The organism is Roseimaritima multifibrata (genome assembly GCF_007741495.1).
Lineage (GTDB): Bacteria > Planctomycetota > Planctomycetia > Pirellulales > Pirellulaceae > Roseimaritima > Roseimaritima multifibrata.
Genome location: NZ_CP036262.1, coordinates 2,767,726 through 2,785,178 on the forward strand (window position 1 = coordinate 2,767,726; position 17,453 = coordinate 2,785,178).

Below are 17,453 nucleotides of genomic sequence, written 5' to 3' on the forward strand. Positions count from 1 at the left end.
GTCCGTAGCTCCGTACGAAGGAACCGTTGCCATGAATCGCCTCCTCTACTTATCCCGGCCGCTCCCGGTTCGTCCGTCCCAGACAGGGCAGACGCGACTTCGCTCCGGTTTCACCTTGGTAGAAATCTTGGTGGTGATCACGATCATCGGAATCTTGGCTGGATTGATCTTGCCAGCGATCAACGGAGCTCTGAAGACGGCGAAGGCGACCTCGATCAAAATGGAGATTGAAGAGATCGATCGCGGGCTGGCTAACTATGCGACCCAACATGGTGATTTGCCTCCCGACGGAAGCAGCTGGATCGTCATGAACCGGCATTTGAATAAGGCGTTTCCTCGTCTGTCGGCGGTTGATCGCACGTTGCTGTACAACATGTGCCATGAACCGGATGTGGCTGCCAGTCAAAATCCATCGGGGTCGACGTTTTATCCGACCGCGATCGATCGCGCTGAAGCGATTGTGCTGTTCTTGGGTGGGTTGAGCGACGATGAATCGCGTCCGTTCACCGGACCAGGTGGTCCCTTCCAGTACGTTGGCAGCGGTGTGACCGTGGACCCTGGCAGTTATCAGTACAACACCGATCGCAGCAGTCCTTCGGCGAACCTGGAAGTGAGTCAAATGACGATCACGCCTCTGCCAACTCCGACGGCAGCGGTAAGCCTAACGAACCGTGTCCTGTCCGATGATGGCGATCCTATTCCTGCCTACATTCCTTCAGCCGGCGCGGTTCCTCTGTTGTACTTCGATAGTCGTACTTACGGTTACATCAGCGATGCGGCGGATTACAACGGCTATGTCTACGGCGGCACCGAGGGTGCGGGGCAGATTCGTCCTTACAAAACCAATTTGACGCCACCCGGAGCATCGACCTATACGGCTGCAAATGTTGCTGAAGCTTTGGGCTGGAGAAACCCCGATACCTACCAAATCATTTCGGCAGGTTTGGATAACAACTACGGAACGATCGTGGGGCCAACCGCCTCGACGTTGACTCCGCCGGCTTACTGGCTCGCGGAAACCGGGCAGCTGATGATCTGCGATACCAGTGCAACAAGTGGTACCAGCATGTTGGCCAGCGTGAATGGTTTTCAGGAACGCAGTGTCGACGGTTCGGTGACGGAAAACGGTCACCTGGACAACATCACGAACTTTAATACCCAAGTCCGTATGGAAGACAACCTAGAGGAGTAGTCCCACTGATTTTCTGGCCGCGTGCACTCGCATGCGGCTGGAGATTATCCGCGGGAAGCTAACCACTGTTTTTATATTGCTGCCGCGACTTATCGATTGCATCCCTTATCGGATACCCTTTTCATGTTCATCCACCGCTCACGACGCCGCGCGTTTACGCTCGTCGAATTGCTGGTCACGATGGCGGTCTTAACCATTCTGGTTGGAATGGTGACCGCCGCGCTTGCCAGTGTGAATTCGGACGCTCGACGAGCACGATGCGAGACTCAGCTGACGGCGATCAACGCCATGCTACAGGCTCGGCTGGAGACCTATTTGACGCAGCGGATCCGGGTAAACCCCACACCGCCATACCAGCACTTTTTGCCATATTCGGCCCGCGCCCGAATGCTGTTGGTTCGCGACCAGATGCGGATGGAGTTGCCCGATCGTAAGAACGATCTGATGTTCGGACCGGTGAGCGTGCAGTCGTACGTGCAGACACGCCGCGGTGCAGCTACCACACGTGAGGATTTTACGGCGCCGGATCATCAACAGCTAATGTACCGTCGAATCATCGCTCGGTTCCGAGGAAACGCACTAACTCCAACGACTTGGCACCTGGGTTGGACGGAGCAGAACGAAGCGAGCGAGTGTCTGTATTTGATACTGGCCGCAACGACTGTCGGTGGTAAATCGGGTTTGGAAATTGTCCGTAAGGATCAGATCGGTGACACCGACGGAGACTTGGTGCCGGAAATTTTAGATCCATGGGGCGTCCCGATCGCATGGATTCGCTGGCCGGCTGGATACTGGCTGACGTATGCCCTACGCAACGAGTGGAATGGAGCGACGGCTGCAGATCGCACCGCTGCCATTCAGGCTAAGAAGCAAATTCTTGGCGAAGACCAGTTCGACATGCTGTACGTCGATTGGCGCAATTTCGATCGCAACACGTCGGCTACGGGCGATGATGACAGCACCGATGATACCTTTAACATGCCACCATTGGTCGTCTCTGCCGGTCCCGACGGCGAGTTCGATTTGATGCTTCGCAGCCCTGGGCACGGCGACCCAATCAATTTTGCAACCATGCCATCCCCTGCGGCACCGACTCCCTATGCGACACCCTATTACTACCCCGATCCTTACCCAAGGAATTATCACGGGGCGACCGATCCATCCTATGGCGTCGACTATATCGGTGACAGCGATGTCTTCGCTTCGACAAAAACAGAAGGCTGGTTGGGTGCGTATTACGATGCGAACGGCAACGGCTACGATGAATCGGCTGACAACATCTACAGTGTGAGGGCCCAATGATCCGGAATCTAATACCGACGAACGTCGGACGATCCTACCGGTTGGCGAATCGCACCTCGGTGATGCGGCGCAGCGGTTTGACTTTGATTGAATTGTTGATCGTGATTGCGATCCTTTCACTCCTGGCAGCCATTTCGCTTCCCAGCATTCGCGACATCATTCGCGAACAGAAAACGAGCCGCACGGCTAGCTTGATTCAGGCTTACATCAATGGAGCACGAGCTCGCGCGATTGGTGAAGGACGTTCGTTTGGTGTCGTGATCGAACGCGCCAGTACCGAATCACCGATCGGACGTGCTTATTCGATTAGAGTTTCGCAGGCTTACGTTCCACCACCATACAAGGGAACAGGCGTTGCGGCGGTCGCTGCGGGAGGAACTCTGACCGTCACGGATGACCTGGTGTATGCAGCTCAGCAACAGATTCTAAACGGTCACGTCAACCCAGTGATTGGGCCAGGAGACATGGTTGGGATCGGTGCCACTCCACGGTTCTTTCCGATCACTGGGATCTCGGCTGGTCCAATTGCGCTTTCGTCTTCGATTTCTGTTTTAGCACCCCATGCGGCTGAAATAGTCGCTCAATTTCCCGTCGGTACAACGCTTCCCTTTACGATCATTCGCAAACCGCGACGTTCCTTTACCGCTCCTTTAGAACTGCCTGAAGGGACGGCAATCGATTTGGTCTATAGCGGCATCGGCCTGAATGGCGATCAGTTTTCGCCGCTTGCGATCGATGACGCTAGAGGCTTAGGCAACCGTTACGGGACCACTCCTTATAGCCCGCTGTCGACGACTCCGTTTGCAGGGGGAGTGCTTGATTTCCAGCCCGTGACGATCATGTTCAACGCGACAGGTGGAGTTAACGAAGTGCGTTCGGGGGCTCCGAGTGGTGCGACCGCTGTGGTGGTAGCCAACCAAATTCCGACGTCCAATATCTACTTGATGTTGGGCAAGATCGGCGGAGTCTTTCCGGAAGCTCCGTTTTATGTCGATAAAGCAGACCAAGCGAACCTGACCGATTTTGAATCGGCTTGGATTGTGATCAATCGTCAAACCGGCGAAGTTGCTTTGTCGCCAATTTCTGCTTTCAGCATGGGGGCTGCCGGGAACATCCTGGACAGCAATACAGGAGTCGAATTCGCCGCAGCGTCGGCTCCTCTCCAGACCAAAATTCAAGCAGCTCTTCAGTTGTCTCGCAAGGAAGCTGCTGAAAACAGGGCGGTTAACCAATAGGCAAACCCATGAATAAAACAATCAACACTAGTGCGCCGATGACCGCCGGAGTTGTCGCTCGGCTCTCCGACCCGCAGGGCGTTGGTCGCTGCGAGCCAGGTGTGCAGGACCGTGCGACCTTTGTTATGTCGACGGCCTTCAGCTATCGTGGGACTGTGGCACGCGGGGCAGGCCGCCAGCGGCATGGTGTTACGATCGTCGAGGTTTTATTTGCGATCGGTGTGATCCTGATTGGATTGGTAGGCGTCGTCGCGATCATTCCGGTAGCCGGTCGTGATGCGGGGGAAGCCTTGCGAATCGACGCGGCGAATCGTATCGCGTCGGGCGTCATGGACGAATTGGTTGCTCGCGATCTGAAAAGTATGACCGGTTTGGTTTACTGGGATAACGATCCACTGGCGGACGATTATTCGGTCTCTGGGCAAGTCTTGGGAACCGGATCGGTAAACGATGTGGTGTCGCTGACTAGCCCTGGGATGCGGAGCGTTTCGGCTCTGCTGGAAGGCCCAACGCTTTCGATTAGCGGTACGGCCACCCGCCTGAAAGGGCTTGATTCGCCCGGGTTCGCGTACAAATTTCAGTCGTCCGGTTCGACGCCTGGTTATCGCACGACCCGAATGGCATCGTTTTGCTTGGACCCTGATTTCCTCAGCAAGAATGATCCCTCCACAAGCACATTGGGGACGACTCGCAATGCGTACCAAATCTCAAGGTTCCCCTATTACAGCGAGTGGTATTCGCCGTTGACATCGCCGACCGCGTCGATCGATACGTCCAGCCTTGGGTTGCCGCATCCGCGTATGTTCCGGATCACGGCGTCAGGGACCGGTGGGTTTACTCCCTCTTTGATCGCCGATGTTCTGACGCATGTCGATAGCAGCATGATGGCCTATCGTCCTGAGGACAAATCACTGCAGCCGAGCCAAGTGCTGAACAATTTGGATGCTGCCGGGACGACCGCCGGGTCTCGGCGAACCGGGGGACGCTACACATGGTTGGCGACGATTTCGCCGCCGATCGATGGTTCCCTTTCCTACAACGTGACGGTCGTTGTGATTGAATCCCGTGGAGGGACAACCGATATCGCCGGAGCCGGTGGGACCGCGGATACCAATCCGACCAGCGAACGAGTGTTATGGGTAACCAACGGCATTTCGTTTGGCTCGACCGCTCAAGTAACCGTTTACGGTTCGAACGCCATTGACGATTCGATCCGAGCGGGCGAATGGGTGATGCTGTCGCAGCAGGCGTATAACTCATCAGGTACTCCGTCTGGCACCATGCCTGCTGTCCATCGCTGGTTCCGAGTTCAGCGAGTCACCGAGGTTGAAAAAGGACCGTTTGGTACCGGGGATAATATCCTGCCTTACACGTCCTTAACCGATGTCTGGCGGCGTGACGTCGTTCTTGAGGGGCCGAGCTGGCAGTTCGGTAGCGTTAATAACGGCACTGTGACACCGGCAGCCCTAGCCGTTGCGGACGATAGTTATATGACGGTCATCGATGGAGCGGTCAGTATCCGCGAAGCGACCATCGTGATCGATCCATAAGCGATTGAACCACAAAACATTAAAGCACTAAAACATTTCAGAAATATTTAGAACACCCTTTTCTCTGCACGTTTCACGGAAGTCTCCGGGAAACGTGCTACCCGGAACCGAAACTGACGGCCGCGTTCGATTGTTTGCGGCTTTCAGAAAATGTTCCTAGCGGACCTTCCCGTCCAACGAGGTTTTTTCGATGAAGACTTCTCCCCGATTTTCGAACTCCTGCGGTCAGCGACGCTCCGGCGTTGTCTTGCTGTTGGTTTTGGGCATGTTGGCGCTGTTTAGTTTATTGACAGCCACCTATGTCATCTTTACCAGCCAGGCGAAGCTTGCTTCGGTTTCGATCGGGCAGCGGACGACGCGTGCGGTTGCGCCAGAAGATCTTTTGGATCGAGCCAGCGTGTTGGCGCTTAGTGGTAGTCAAGACAATTCGTCGGCATGGTTCGGGCAGTCGATTCTGGAGGATCGGTATGGCAACGATGTGATCACCGGCAATTTGCGAAATGCAGCTAACTTTTTGGATGACGGATCAGGCCGTACTTCGGGCACTCCGGGAGCCCTCAGTTACGTCACTGGCGTTCCCGCCAACGACCGGACGAACTACCGCTTCTTGCGGGTTCAGACCAATCTTCCATTGCCTGTCGATGACATCCTGACAGGGCGTTATTTCACGATGACCGAAGGTCCGTTGAAGAACATGACCTTTCGGATCGTTCGCTCCTACGCCAACCGCTCCAGTTTTACCGATAACCGTCGTTTCCTGGATCGCATTCTTATCTTGGATGCGGGGCCTCATCTTGAAACGCTGATTACCCATGAAGGGCTGACCCGTGACCTAGCGACCTGGATGGTGCCGAACACTGCGACGCCAGATGTCTCGGCCGTGGGGGCTTTGCTGTACGGCAAAGGGGCCAACGGTGTGTGGGGAGGCGGCGGAACGGTAACGTCGGCGGCAGCGCTTGCTACGGATGATGTTGGCCTGGATTTTGTGATCAATGGCCGAGTCCGAAATGGGTACGGGTACGGTTGGAACGACACAACGGGAAGTCTGTCTAACTATCAAACAATCACGGCGGGTAGTGAGAATATTGATGTCCCTTTGAATTTGCTCCCCAATTACGCAAGCTACTACATTCCAACGGCGGCCAACGGGGATCCACTTCCGTTTGGTGATCCTGATGAACCCTTTGATGTTCCGGATTACCGGGATATGTATCTGGCTCACTTTCCTGAATCGTTGGCACTTGGTCCACAGTCACCATCCTTCGTCCGTCCAGCGCTGGTCAACTACGTAACGGCGTATTTCAACCAGTCGCTTGACGACATGGAGTCCAGTAATCCGGAACGCTTACAGTTAATCCTTAGCATGTTGATTCGTTCAACCATGCGTCCGCTGCCGATTTCCGGGGCCCCTGAATACGGCGGAGGCAATCGTTATGCCGTGTTCGATGGTGGCGCCGAGAACCATGCGGCGTTTTCGACGACCATCAATTATTCGGCACCGACGGCCGCTGGGGTTTTGGCCCTCGCGGAAGCACTGGTTGATGGTCCTTGGGATGTTGACAATAACGGCAATGGAATCAACGACAGTGTCTTTATCGACGCGGGACTTCCACGGATCACGCTTCCCGATGGGACTTTGGTCCAGCCGATGCCGGCCTACCGAATCGAAGACCTTAGTGGTCGTGTGAACGTGAACACCGCCGGAAGTTTGGCGACGTTGGTAAATTCGGTTCTGGGATACAACACCACAAACAATACGGCTCGCAGTATTTCCAGTATGTATGCTCGTCCTCCGCTGGGAACGGGAGCCGCTCTGGAGACCGCGAACCCTGTGACCGTCATTCAACCTGCCGGGATCGGATATGGACCGGCTGAAATCGATCCGCGTGTGTTGTACACAGGTGGAGTCACGGCAGCGACTCCGCCGGCTTTAAGTTTGGTACGCGGACGGTATGGAAATGGTTTCCCTGGGCTTTCCGTCTCTAGTGACGAACCGATCGGCGTTCTTCGTCGCGCCCATTATCCGGCCAGTCATACGATGGTCAATTCGTTTGGTTTGCCGATGGATGTTTGGGGCCGTGGTAGTGTTGCGGTTGACCCCACCGGGGCACCGCTGTTCTCAGGCCTAACCAACTTGCTTGATTTGAATGGCGATTCGACAAGTGATGCCAACGAATTGATCAATGACCCGTATGAGACGATGATGAACGGGGTGCTGCGTGGCGACACCAAATATACGTTGGCCGAATTGGAAGCGATGCTTCGCAATTGGGACTGGGATCAAAACCAGCTCAATCGCCGTTTGGTTGGCGCTTACAACCAACAGAAGTCTTCGCCTGCTGTCGATCCTCAGCGCTACGTCACGACGATCTCTTCATCGGATGACCAGATCCCGACGCAGGCGTCTTATAAGATGCGAACCGAGATCGAAGGGACGTCGCCGCTTGCATATCGCGAGGGTTCGACTCCGCCACCACCCGCTAATCCATTCATCGGCCATCCGGTTCAGCGGTTGATCGAAGCGTTAGGATTTGGGACGCCTCCTTATTCGAACGCAGAGATCACTCGTTTTGAGCAGATCGTTCCAGCGGACATTCGCTTGGGAATGAAAATGGATCTGAACCGTTGGTTTGGCAATGGGATCGACGACGACGGTGACGGTGTTGTCGATGATCCAGTAGAAGTGGACAACGGCGAACAGGTTTACGCTGGGTCATCCTGGGTGACGAACGGAGGAGATTTCAGCCGCGAGGCGGATGAATCGATCGCTCCTTTGAACATTGGTCAGAACGGCGGCCGTCAACGATTGGCCAAGGATCTGTACAACTTGATGATGATTCTGTTGTACGACAAAAACACCAATCAGGTCTATCGATTCCCCGATACTCCAACCGCACCTGGCGGAATCGCGCAACCTCAGTTTGATCAAGACTTCGCTGCATGGCGAGTCGCCCAGTGGGCGGTGAACGTAGTCGATTTCCGCGATCCCGATGGCATCATGACTCGGTTTTCCTATGACACACGTCCCTACGACGGCTGGGATATTACTCCTGGCAACCCGACAACCAAAGTGGTTTACGGGATGGAAACCCCTGAGCTGTTGTTGACTGAAGGACTGGCATTCCATGATCGCCGGGCTAAAGACACCCCCGCCGGTGGCGCTTCCTTTCAAGCGGGCAGCGATTGGGGGGCGATGCCTGATGATGACCTGGACCAGCACCGCATCCCACAGGGGAGCAGCTATATCGAAATCTACAATCCGCGAACCCCCGCGGCGCCTGCGGCTCCAACAAGCTTCACGGCTCCGAATCCGCAGGGGATCGCACCGCGAAGCGAACTTTACCAAACCGTAGGAACCGAGACCGCGTTGAACCTTGCGGCAACGGGGCCTGATGGAAATCCGGTTTTCCGCGTCGCAATCGGCCGCGTCCAAACCAAGGGAGAGACCCCGGTTGAAACGCCACTGGAATACTTGGACGATGCGGACCTGTTGAAAACGGCTGCTTTCCAGACCCCACAGGGGGCATCGGGATTGCACATGGACCCGTTTGATACGACTCGTGATATCTCGGTCGATCGCGTGGTCTGGATGGGAAATTCAGATCCAACGGCGATCGGTGGCACGCTGCCTCCTGATTCGCCTGCGGAACGGATTTACTGGAACCGTATTGCTTCTGGTACCTATACGGGATCGAATCCATTCCTGATGGGTGGACAGTATGCAGTGATCGGACCCCGGAACGTCACTTATCTGGGAGCGGACGCGGCACTGGATACCAGTTCCGTCGTGAATTACCAGTCGAAACAGCGTATTGAAATGGATCATGAATCGATCCGAATGTTCAATATCGCGGACACTCGGTTAACTCCCGATTTTGCCGGCGAAACCAATCCTTCGATTCGGCCGATCGTGGGGATCATCGCTCAAGCGAATCCTCCCAGCCACTGGACCGCTGCCAACCCGCCAGAGATCGGATTTAATATTTCCGAACCGGTTGCTATCGCTCCGGCTGGCGGAAACCCTGGATATTATCCTCAGCCTGACGATCAGTTAGATGCTGCTTTCCCCTTTGATAGTTATTCAACAGCACTCGACACGCCATTTGATAAGGTTGCCGGTCGACCTTTGGAAGGCGGAACCCCGGAAAATCCCGATGGTCAGAAGACTGGGACACGGACGAATTTTCGGACCGCATTTCTGCAGCGTCTGGCCGACCCAACCCAGGCATACGATGCCAATACCAACCCATACATCACGGTTGACTGGATGCCTATGGACCTGACGGTCTTTAATGGTGAGCAGCCTGAAACGATTGAAACGGACGCTATGGGAGAGCCTCGCCACGTCGATGCGGACGATCCCAATCCGTATAGCGATGCAGGGATCGCAATCGCCGGTTTGCCGATTCAATTGGGGTCTCGGTACAAGAGCGGATTGCCAAATGATCCGAGCATGGCCGTCGCGTTCGACGCGACGCCGACCAACCACTTGTACTCGTCCAACACAGTAGAACCCGTCGATGCGACGCGTTCGGGCGGAACCGCTATTTTCCCCTACGATGTTCATGTCGATCCATCAGGGGATATCAACAGTGGCGGTAACTTCACGACGCATGCAACGACCGTTGGGTATTTGAATCACTCCTTCGGTCGCCGCTGGAGCGATGACAGTCGAGTTCGGTTCTTGGGCGTTCCTGATCAAGCGGCGTTCCCATGGATTCCTTGGCTCGACCGACCGTTTGCGTCTCCCTATGAAATCATGTACGTCCCCTCCTCAGCGCCAGGTCGATTGGGTGTCGAATGTTACTTCCCAACGAAAAAGCCTGGTGGACCGGTTACGGACCCCTATTCGAACGGGAATCCTGAAACATGGGCAGGGTCCTATGGATCGTTCTTGAATTACTTTGCCCATGACGATGCGGACGGCGGTGCATTGGATGCACCCAACGTCCATCGGATTTTGGATTGGATCAAAACGCCCCAACCGTACGATGCACTGGAACAGTTGATCACTCCGAATTGGATCGCAAAGTCGTCGACTTGGAATTCGGCTGGCGCTGCCGATCCGGTGGCCGCAACCACGGTCAATTCGGTCCCTAAGAACTACGTGACGCTGTACACCAACGAGCTGTACGGGCCGCCGTTTAACTGGATTGGTCCCGATGACCTACGCGGAAAAATCAATCTGAATACGATTGTTTCGCCACAGGTCTATCGATCGATCTTCGCGCCTCGGGCACGGAACAGCGGGGAGTACTCCAACGGAGCGTTCTGGGATGAATTTATTAACTCTCGTCGCTCGTTTGCTCCGGTCGCAGCGACTGCGCCCGGAAGCCGGTTGACGACAACGACGCTTAACTTGGTGCCAGGGCAGGACCCTGAATTTCCGACTCCGTACGTCGGTGCATTCCAGCCCGGCGAAACGGGGCACGTGGTTCCCGACTTGAATACGATTCACGGTGGGGTTGCCGATCGGATGCGTCGCGATGAGCAGCAGTTAAAACTGACGCGGAAGCAGTTCACCGATCCTCAGGAACCGCTCTTTTATCGCGACCCTGCGGACACCCTAAATGGTATTACCGCGGCTGATACTCCGGGGCGGCACCCATATTTCCAAGTGAACGAAATTGCTCGCTTGCCGAACTTGGTTTCCAATAACTCCAATACGTTTGCGATGTGGGTCACGGTGGCGATGTTTGAAGTCGATACGGCGACCGGCAATGTGCTGGGTGAATACAACGCGGACCAAGGAACGAACAAACGTTATCGAGCCTTCTACATTATCGATCGCTCGGTACCGGTTGCCTGTGAACCCGGCAAAGAACACAACGTGAAAGATACGATCCTGTTTTCACGAATACTGAATTGATTTTGATAACCCAATGTTAAATATCGGGCGCAGCAGCCCGGGCATCCCAGTCCGCTGTCGGTGTTAGCCGATCCCTCGCTGACGCGTCGGGTTGTGATGAAAAGCGGTGGAACGATTGTTCTGCGTGATACTAACGATTTATTCCTTTTGTTTTGGTGCGTACCATGTTCCTTCCATCTCGCCGCCGTCACGGACGATCTGCGTTTACGCTGATTGAAATGTTGATTGCAATGGCGGTCACCCTTTTGATGATGGCAGCCCTCGGCCGGATGTTTCAGTCGATTGGGCGTGGGATGCAGGACAGCCGCGCCAATGTCGAAATGAGTGCGAAGCTTCGCTCGGTGACGTTTCGGTTGAAGGAAGAGCTTTCGCTGGCAACCGCCAACATGCAGCCACCTTTGGCTTCGGGCGATGGCTCGGGGTACTTCGTTTACCACGATGGGCCGATGACCGATGCGACCACGATGATGTTGACTGGCGGGATCGCGTTGGTGGACGATCAGGTTATCGATTACCGAAGCACGAGCAAGTTCGGCGATTTCGATGACTATATCGCTTTCACCGCGGTCGCTCCTGGATCAGAGTATTTCACGGGAGTGGTTCCCTACGGTGTCGTTTCGGGTGCTTATCCTGGACGTTATCCCGCTGGAGCGATGGCGGCATCGGCGCTGGTTCCGATCGAATCCAAGTATGCCGAAATCATTTATTGGGTTCAGCCTGTGATGGAAGCTGGAGTGGTCGTCGATCGGAATTCCGACGGACTGCCAGACCTTATGAATCTGCACCGACGGGTGTTGTTGATTCGTCCCGACCTGAACAACGCTGCCGGTTTACTGCCGGTTGTCGGAACGGTTCCTGGCACCAGCCCGTCGCCGGTAAATACGATGATGGTGATGCGGCGTTACGACGGATCGACGATCGCTTCGACCGGGGCGCCTCAGTATTACTACGGCGAAACCTACCCAGGCAACTACGACCAGCAGCTGGAAATCTATCAGGATTGTGATCTTTCGATTCGCCGTCCTCTGCAAGCCAACGGGTTGCCAGCGGCTGGCGGACAGGTTGCAGCCAATTCGCTAAGCGATCTTGCGATGCCGCACAACCGATTTGCCCATGTGCGGATCCCTGGTGGAACCGGCGTGATGAGCAGTATCGGAACCGCGACCACGATGACATCGATGCCCATTTTGGACTTGGCAGGGCCTGCAAGTATTCCCTACCTGACCAACAATGCCGCTTTGCTGTCGGGGCGAACCACGATCGAAACCACCAGCGGTTTCCTGAGCGCCGCCTACTCGCTGCGTGGATCGCGAGCGGGTGAAGATGTCGTCTTGTCCAATCTGACCGCGTTTGATGTGAAGATCTTTGACCCCGAGGCGCCCGTGTTGATCCATTCGGGACCCGATGGGATTCCCGGGTATTCGAACACGGCAGCAAGTTACGGTGAACTGGGAAGCGATGACGTTGTTCTCACCCCTTCGGATCCAGGTTTTTTTACTGCGATTCGAGGTACTTCCCCGGCAGCCAGCGGAGCCTTTAGCGCAACGTCGCCATGGAGTTTCGTCTTGGGAAGCAATGGAGCTTTTGTTGATTTGGATTACGTCTATAAAGCGGCCGGGACCGTGCAAGCTTCTTCCGGAGCGGGTACCGCAAATCTGAATGCCTACTGTGATTCGCACTTCAGTAATTACGACACCAGTCGGCCCGGTTCGGGTTGGCGATTCCCGGATTCGCTGGGCAAATCGGGGGCTTACGTGCAGCGTTCCGGTGGTTTGACTTTCTATCAGCCTCGTTTTGATACCTGGGCTCAGAACTACGAATTCGACGGGTTTAACCAAGAGGTTAGCCCTACAGGCGAAGGAACGATCTGGTCGACCAATTCGACGATGGCAAACACCGATACGGGGAACGATGGTCTGGACGTTGGCGGTGGCATTGGAATCGATGATGAAGGGGAGCGAGAAACGAGTGCTCCGTATGTCTCGCCGATGCGAGCGATTCAGATTAAGATCCGTATCGAAGACCAGTCGACACGGTTGTTGCGTGAGCTGATGGTTACTCAAGAGTACGTAAATTAATGTCGTCGATTGAAGTCTGGGCGGACGTCGGAGGAACGTTCACGGATTGTCTTGTTCTCAATCCAGACGCTCCGGACCATTTGCACCGCCAGTCGATCAAAGTCCTCAGCAGCGGCTTGGCGTCGGCGACCGTGGTGGAACAGCTGGCCAGTGATTCCTGGCTGCTGGAAATGCCTGCTGCCTTTACCTGTGACCAATTCTGGATTGGTGCCAAGGTCTTTTCTCCGCAAGCCTCTGCAATGGGAACGGTGACGGTTTGTGATCGTCTGGAACCGTCGGCTCAGGCGGGGAAAACAAAATTCCGAATCGTGGTCGATGGCACTGAGGGGGCGTCTGAGGAATCTGAAGGGTTCGGCGCCGGTCAGTCGCTGACGCTGGACGCTCGCTTAGAGGCCCCTGTGCTGGCGGCTCGCCTGCTGTTGCAGGTACCGCTCTCGCAGTCTCTGTCGCCTCTTCGAGTCCGTCTGGGGACGACACGTGGCACCAATGCACTGCTGACCCGTTCGGGAGCCAAGACCGGGCTGGTTATCAATTCAGGTTTCGGCGATCTGCTTTCCATCGGGACGCAGGATCGACCGGATCTGTTCGCGTTAGATATTTGTAAACCGATCCCGCTGACCGATTGTGTTCTCGAAATCGCGGGGCGGTTGGACGCCGCAGGGAAGGAAATTCAGCCTCTTGATGAAGCGGCCCTAGCGAACCAGTTTTCCGAATTGTCGGCTTCGCCGGATGCTCCGGATGTGTTGGCGATCTGCTTGATGAATTCCCACCGCAATGATTTGCATGAGCGGACCGTTCAGCAGATCGCGCGGCGATGTGGTTTTGCGCGCGTCGTCCGTTCCAGTGCGGTTGCTCCGTTGCCTCAATTGGTGCCGCGTGCGGAAACGACGGTATTGGATGCTTACCTGCAGCCGATCTTGGAAGACTATATCGATCGCGTCTGGGAACAGTTTGGCGGTCCTTCGAATTGCCATTTGCGTTGGATGACCAGTGGTGGCAACTTGGTTTCGTCGTCCGCTTTTCGAGGCGTCGATAGCTTGTTGTCGGGGCCGGCAGGTGGCGTGGTTGCATTGGCTAGGATCGCCGACCGAGTTGGCGCCCGTGGGGCGGTCGGCCTGGATATGGGGGGAACCAGTACCGACGTCAGTCGCTATGAGGGATCGATAGGACGGCGTCAAGAAAGTCAGTTGGCCGGCGTACGCGTGCTGACGCCCATGATGGATATCCACACGATTGCCGCCGGCGGTGGATCGATTTGCTCCGTCCGAGACGGTCGGTTGATTGTCGGACCCGAGAGCGCCGGAGCGGCGCCGGGTCCAGCCTGCTACGGCCGAGGCGGACCGTTAACCATCACCGATGTCAATCTGCTGCTGGGAAGATTGCCAATCGATCGCTTTCCCTTTCCGCTTGATATCCCCGCAGCCGAACAAGCTTTGCAGCGCGTCGCCCAGGCATTGCCAAACGACAGCACGTTGGATTCGCAGGCGTTGGCGGCTGGTTTTCTGCAAATCGCGATCACGGAAATGGCCGAGGCGGTTCGAGTGGTGACCACCGCCGCAGGAAGTGATGTGCGACAGATGACGCTGGTCGGATTCGGAGGAGCGGCTGGAGGGCATCTGTGCCGTGTGGCCGATGCCTTGGAAATCACGTCGATCGTCGACCATCCCGAATCGGGGTTGCTTTCCGCCGTCGGGATCGGAGCCGCTCCGCTAGGCAAAATTTTGACTTTGGCTTTAGAGCAGAAAATCGCCAACAAGGTTTCACCCGGTTCAGGCGATTCGCAGGCAACACGGATAACGGATTCGAGTGCGATTAGGAACCTGCAGCAGACAAGTGACGCGTTGCGATCGCGGACGCTGGAAGGTTTTGCCTCAGCAGAGTCACTCAGTCCATCTGAAATCTCAGCGGCAGAAGTGGCGGTGGAGGTGGATGTTCGTTACGTAGGAACCCAAGCGAGTCTTCCCGTTGCTGTCGATCCGCTGGACCGCTTAGCGGCAAGGTTTGACCAGTTGCATGCGAAGACATTTGGGTACGATCGTCCCGAAATGGAAATCGAAACGATCGCCATACGTTGTGAAGCAACGTTAAAGGAACGAGTGAATGGAGAGGAGTCAACGAGCGCAAACAACCTAGCGGCAGGGCGCAAGCCCTCCGGCCAGCAGTCGAATCTCACGGACGTTGGCGGAGAGGCGGGTGATGCGAATTCGATCGCGGGACAAGACATAGCGTCCAGTGAAGTGGGGCCGGAGGGCTCGCGCCCTGCCGCTAAGAATTTGGGACGTGCGCCCTCTGCTAATTCGGAAACGCTGCCTACTTGGGATCGTTTGCAACTTGAACCGGGACAAGTTATCTCGGGACCGGCAATTGTGTCGGGGCCCCACTCGGTCTTGATCGTTGAATCTGGCTGGCGAGCCGAAGTGGACTCCGAGGGATGGATTCAATTGGAGCGGACGGTCTCGGAATCGTCATCCGATTTGGTTTCGGATACGCAAGAAACGAGCGACGATGCAATCGCTATGGAAGTTGTTGCACGACGTGTCCAGTCGATTGCGGAGGCGATGGGTGAAGTCATCCGCAGGACAAGTGTTAGCATCAATGTGAAAGAGCGACGGGATTACAGTTGCGCCGTTTTCTTAGGGGATGGCTCGCTTGTCGCCAACGCGCCTCATGTGCCGGTGCACCTAGGGGCGATGGGGCATACGGTGCGGCGAATGATTACTGAATTTCCGCAAATGGTTGCGGGCGATTGTTTCATCACCAATGACCCCTACGCAGGCGGATCGCACCTGCCGGACGTCACGGTGATCACGCCCGTATTCTGTGCTCAGTCAGATGCAAAGCGACCGACGGGCTGGGTGGCTGACTTCTTTGTCGCCTCGCGCTGCCACCATGCCGAGATCGGGGGAATGGTCCCCGGGTCGATGGCTCCGGCGGCAACCAATTTAAGCCAAGAAGGGGTTGTGATCCGTCCGTTTTGTTTGGTCGGCAATGGAGTTTCGCATCACAACGAATTGCAGACGCTGCTGGGAAGCGGCCCTTATCCGTCTAGAAACGTGGCCGAAAACATGGCCGATATTGCGGCGGCCGAGGCGGCGGGACGATCGGGTAGCGAAGCGGTTCAGCAACTGAACGCGTCGCTTCCCCCTGGCACTTTGACCAAATTGCTTCAGCGATTGTTAACGGTCGCCGGCAATGCAACGGCCGACTGGATCGCCTCTTTGGGACCGGAGCGGCGATCCTTCCGCGATCAGTTGGATGATGGGACTCCGCTACAGGTGACGCTGCAACCGAACGCGGATGGTTCAAAGTTGACGATCGATTTTGAAGGAACGGGGAAGGTGCATCCTCATGGATTTAACGCAACGCCATCGATTGTCACGTCCGCCGTGCTGTACGTTCTAAGATCCGTATCACCGACCAAGTTGCCGCTGTGCGATGGCGTGCTACAGCGTATCGATTTGAAAATTCCTGAAGGACTATTGGATCCGCCGGCGGACGAAGACCCTGCAAAATGTCCGGCGGTTGTCGCTGGGAATGTCGAAACCAGCAACCGAGTCGTCGATGTGCTCTTGGGAGCCATTGGCGGTGTCGCGGCGTCGCAGGGGACGATGAACAATCTGCTGTTGGGGAACGATCATTTCGGCTACTACGAAACGATCGGTGGTGGAGCCGGGGCGACGGCATCGCAGCGTGGTGCGGACGCCGTTCATACTCACATGACGAACACCAGGATGACCGACCCTGAAGTCTTAGAATCAAGGCTGCCAGTCCGGTTATGGCAATTTGCAATCCGCCAAGGAAGCGGAGGCAAAGGAGAACATCGAGGCGGCAACGGAATGGTCCGAGAATTAGAGTTCCTAGAACCGTTAACCCTTTCCTTGATCACATCGCGACGCACCACCGCCCCCTACGGCCAAGACGGAGGCGAACCAGGCGAATCAGGAAAGCAAGTCCTAAGAACCAAAGCAGGAGAGGAAGAACTGCCCCCAGCCGTCACCCGCCAAGTAGAACCGGGAGATCGTCTGGTAATCGAAACCCCAGGAGGGGGAGGTTTTGGACACGGAGACACGGAGTGAAGGAGTGAAGGAGTGAAGGAGTGAAGGAGTGAAGGAGTGAAGGAGTGAAGGAGTGAAGGAGTGAAGGAGTGAAGGAGTGAAGGACCATGCGCGAAAAGTCAATTATTATCCCAGCTCCCAGCTCCCAGCTCCCAGCTCCCAGCTCCCAACT

The 17,453-nt window shown here is 55.8% G+C and carries 7 protein-coding genes; all 7 read left to right on the top strand.

Going from position 1 to position 17,453, the window contains the following annotated elements:
• Window positions 1-31 precede the first annotated feature (31 nt).
• The 7 genes from FF011L_RS10175 (at window position 32) to FF011L_RS10205 (ending at window position 17,302) form a co-directional block, all read left to right on the top strand.
• Entirely contained in the window at window positions 32-1,192 is a 1,161-nt protein-coding gene (locus FF011L_RS10175; RefSeq protein WP_145351576.1) for a type II secretion system protein, read from the top strand.
• A gap of 123 nt (window positions 1,193-1,315) precedes the next feature.
• Window positions 1,316-2,494 carry a type II secretion system protein gene (locus tag FF011L_RS10180; RefSeq protein WP_145351577.1) on the top strand — a complete coding sequence of 393 codons (1,179 nt, stop codon included), beginning with the start codon at window positions 1,316-1,318 and terminating at the stop codon, window positions 2,492-2,494.
• The gene (locus FF011L_RS10185) at window positions 2,491-3,729 is read left to right on the top strand and encodes a pilus assembly FimT family protein (protein WP_145351578.1); all 1,239 of its coding nucleotides are present in this window, start codon (window positions 2,491-2,493) and stop codon (window positions 3,727-3,729) included. Before FF011L_RS10180 ends, FF011L_RS10185 begins: the two co-directional genes overlap by 4 nt.
• A gap of 8 nt (window positions 3,730-3,737) precedes the next feature.
• The gene (locus tag FF011L_RS10190; protein ID WP_145351579.1) at window positions 3,738-5,279 is read left to right on the top strand and encodes a type IV pilus modification PilV family protein; all 1,542 of its coding nucleotides are present in this window, start codon (window positions 3,738-3,740) and stop codon (window positions 5,277-5,279) included.
• Window positions 5,280-5,469: 190 nt separating this feature from the next.
• On the top strand, window positions 5,470-11,148 hold the full coding sequence (locus FF011L_RS10195) for a hypothetical protein (RefSeq protein ID WP_145351580.1): 5,679 nt from the start codon (window positions 5,470-5,472) through the stop codon (window positions 11,146-11,148).
• A gap of 164 nt (window positions 11,149-11,312) precedes the next feature.
• On the top strand, window positions 11,313-13,226 hold the full coding sequence (locus FF011L_RS10200) for a PulJ/GspJ family protein (protein WP_145351581.1): 1,914 nt from the start codon (window positions 11,313-11,315) through the stop codon (window positions 13,224-13,226).
• The gene (locus FF011L_RS10205) at window positions 13,226-17,302 is read left to right on the top strand and encodes a hydantoinase B/oxoprolinase family protein (RefSeq protein WP_145351582.1); all 4,077 of its coding nucleotides are present in this window, start codon (window positions 13,226-13,228) and stop codon (window positions 17,300-17,302) included. Before FF011L_RS10200 ends, FF011L_RS10205 begins: the two co-directional genes overlap by 1 nt.
• The last annotated feature ends 151 nt before the right edge of the window (window positions 17,303-17,453 follow it).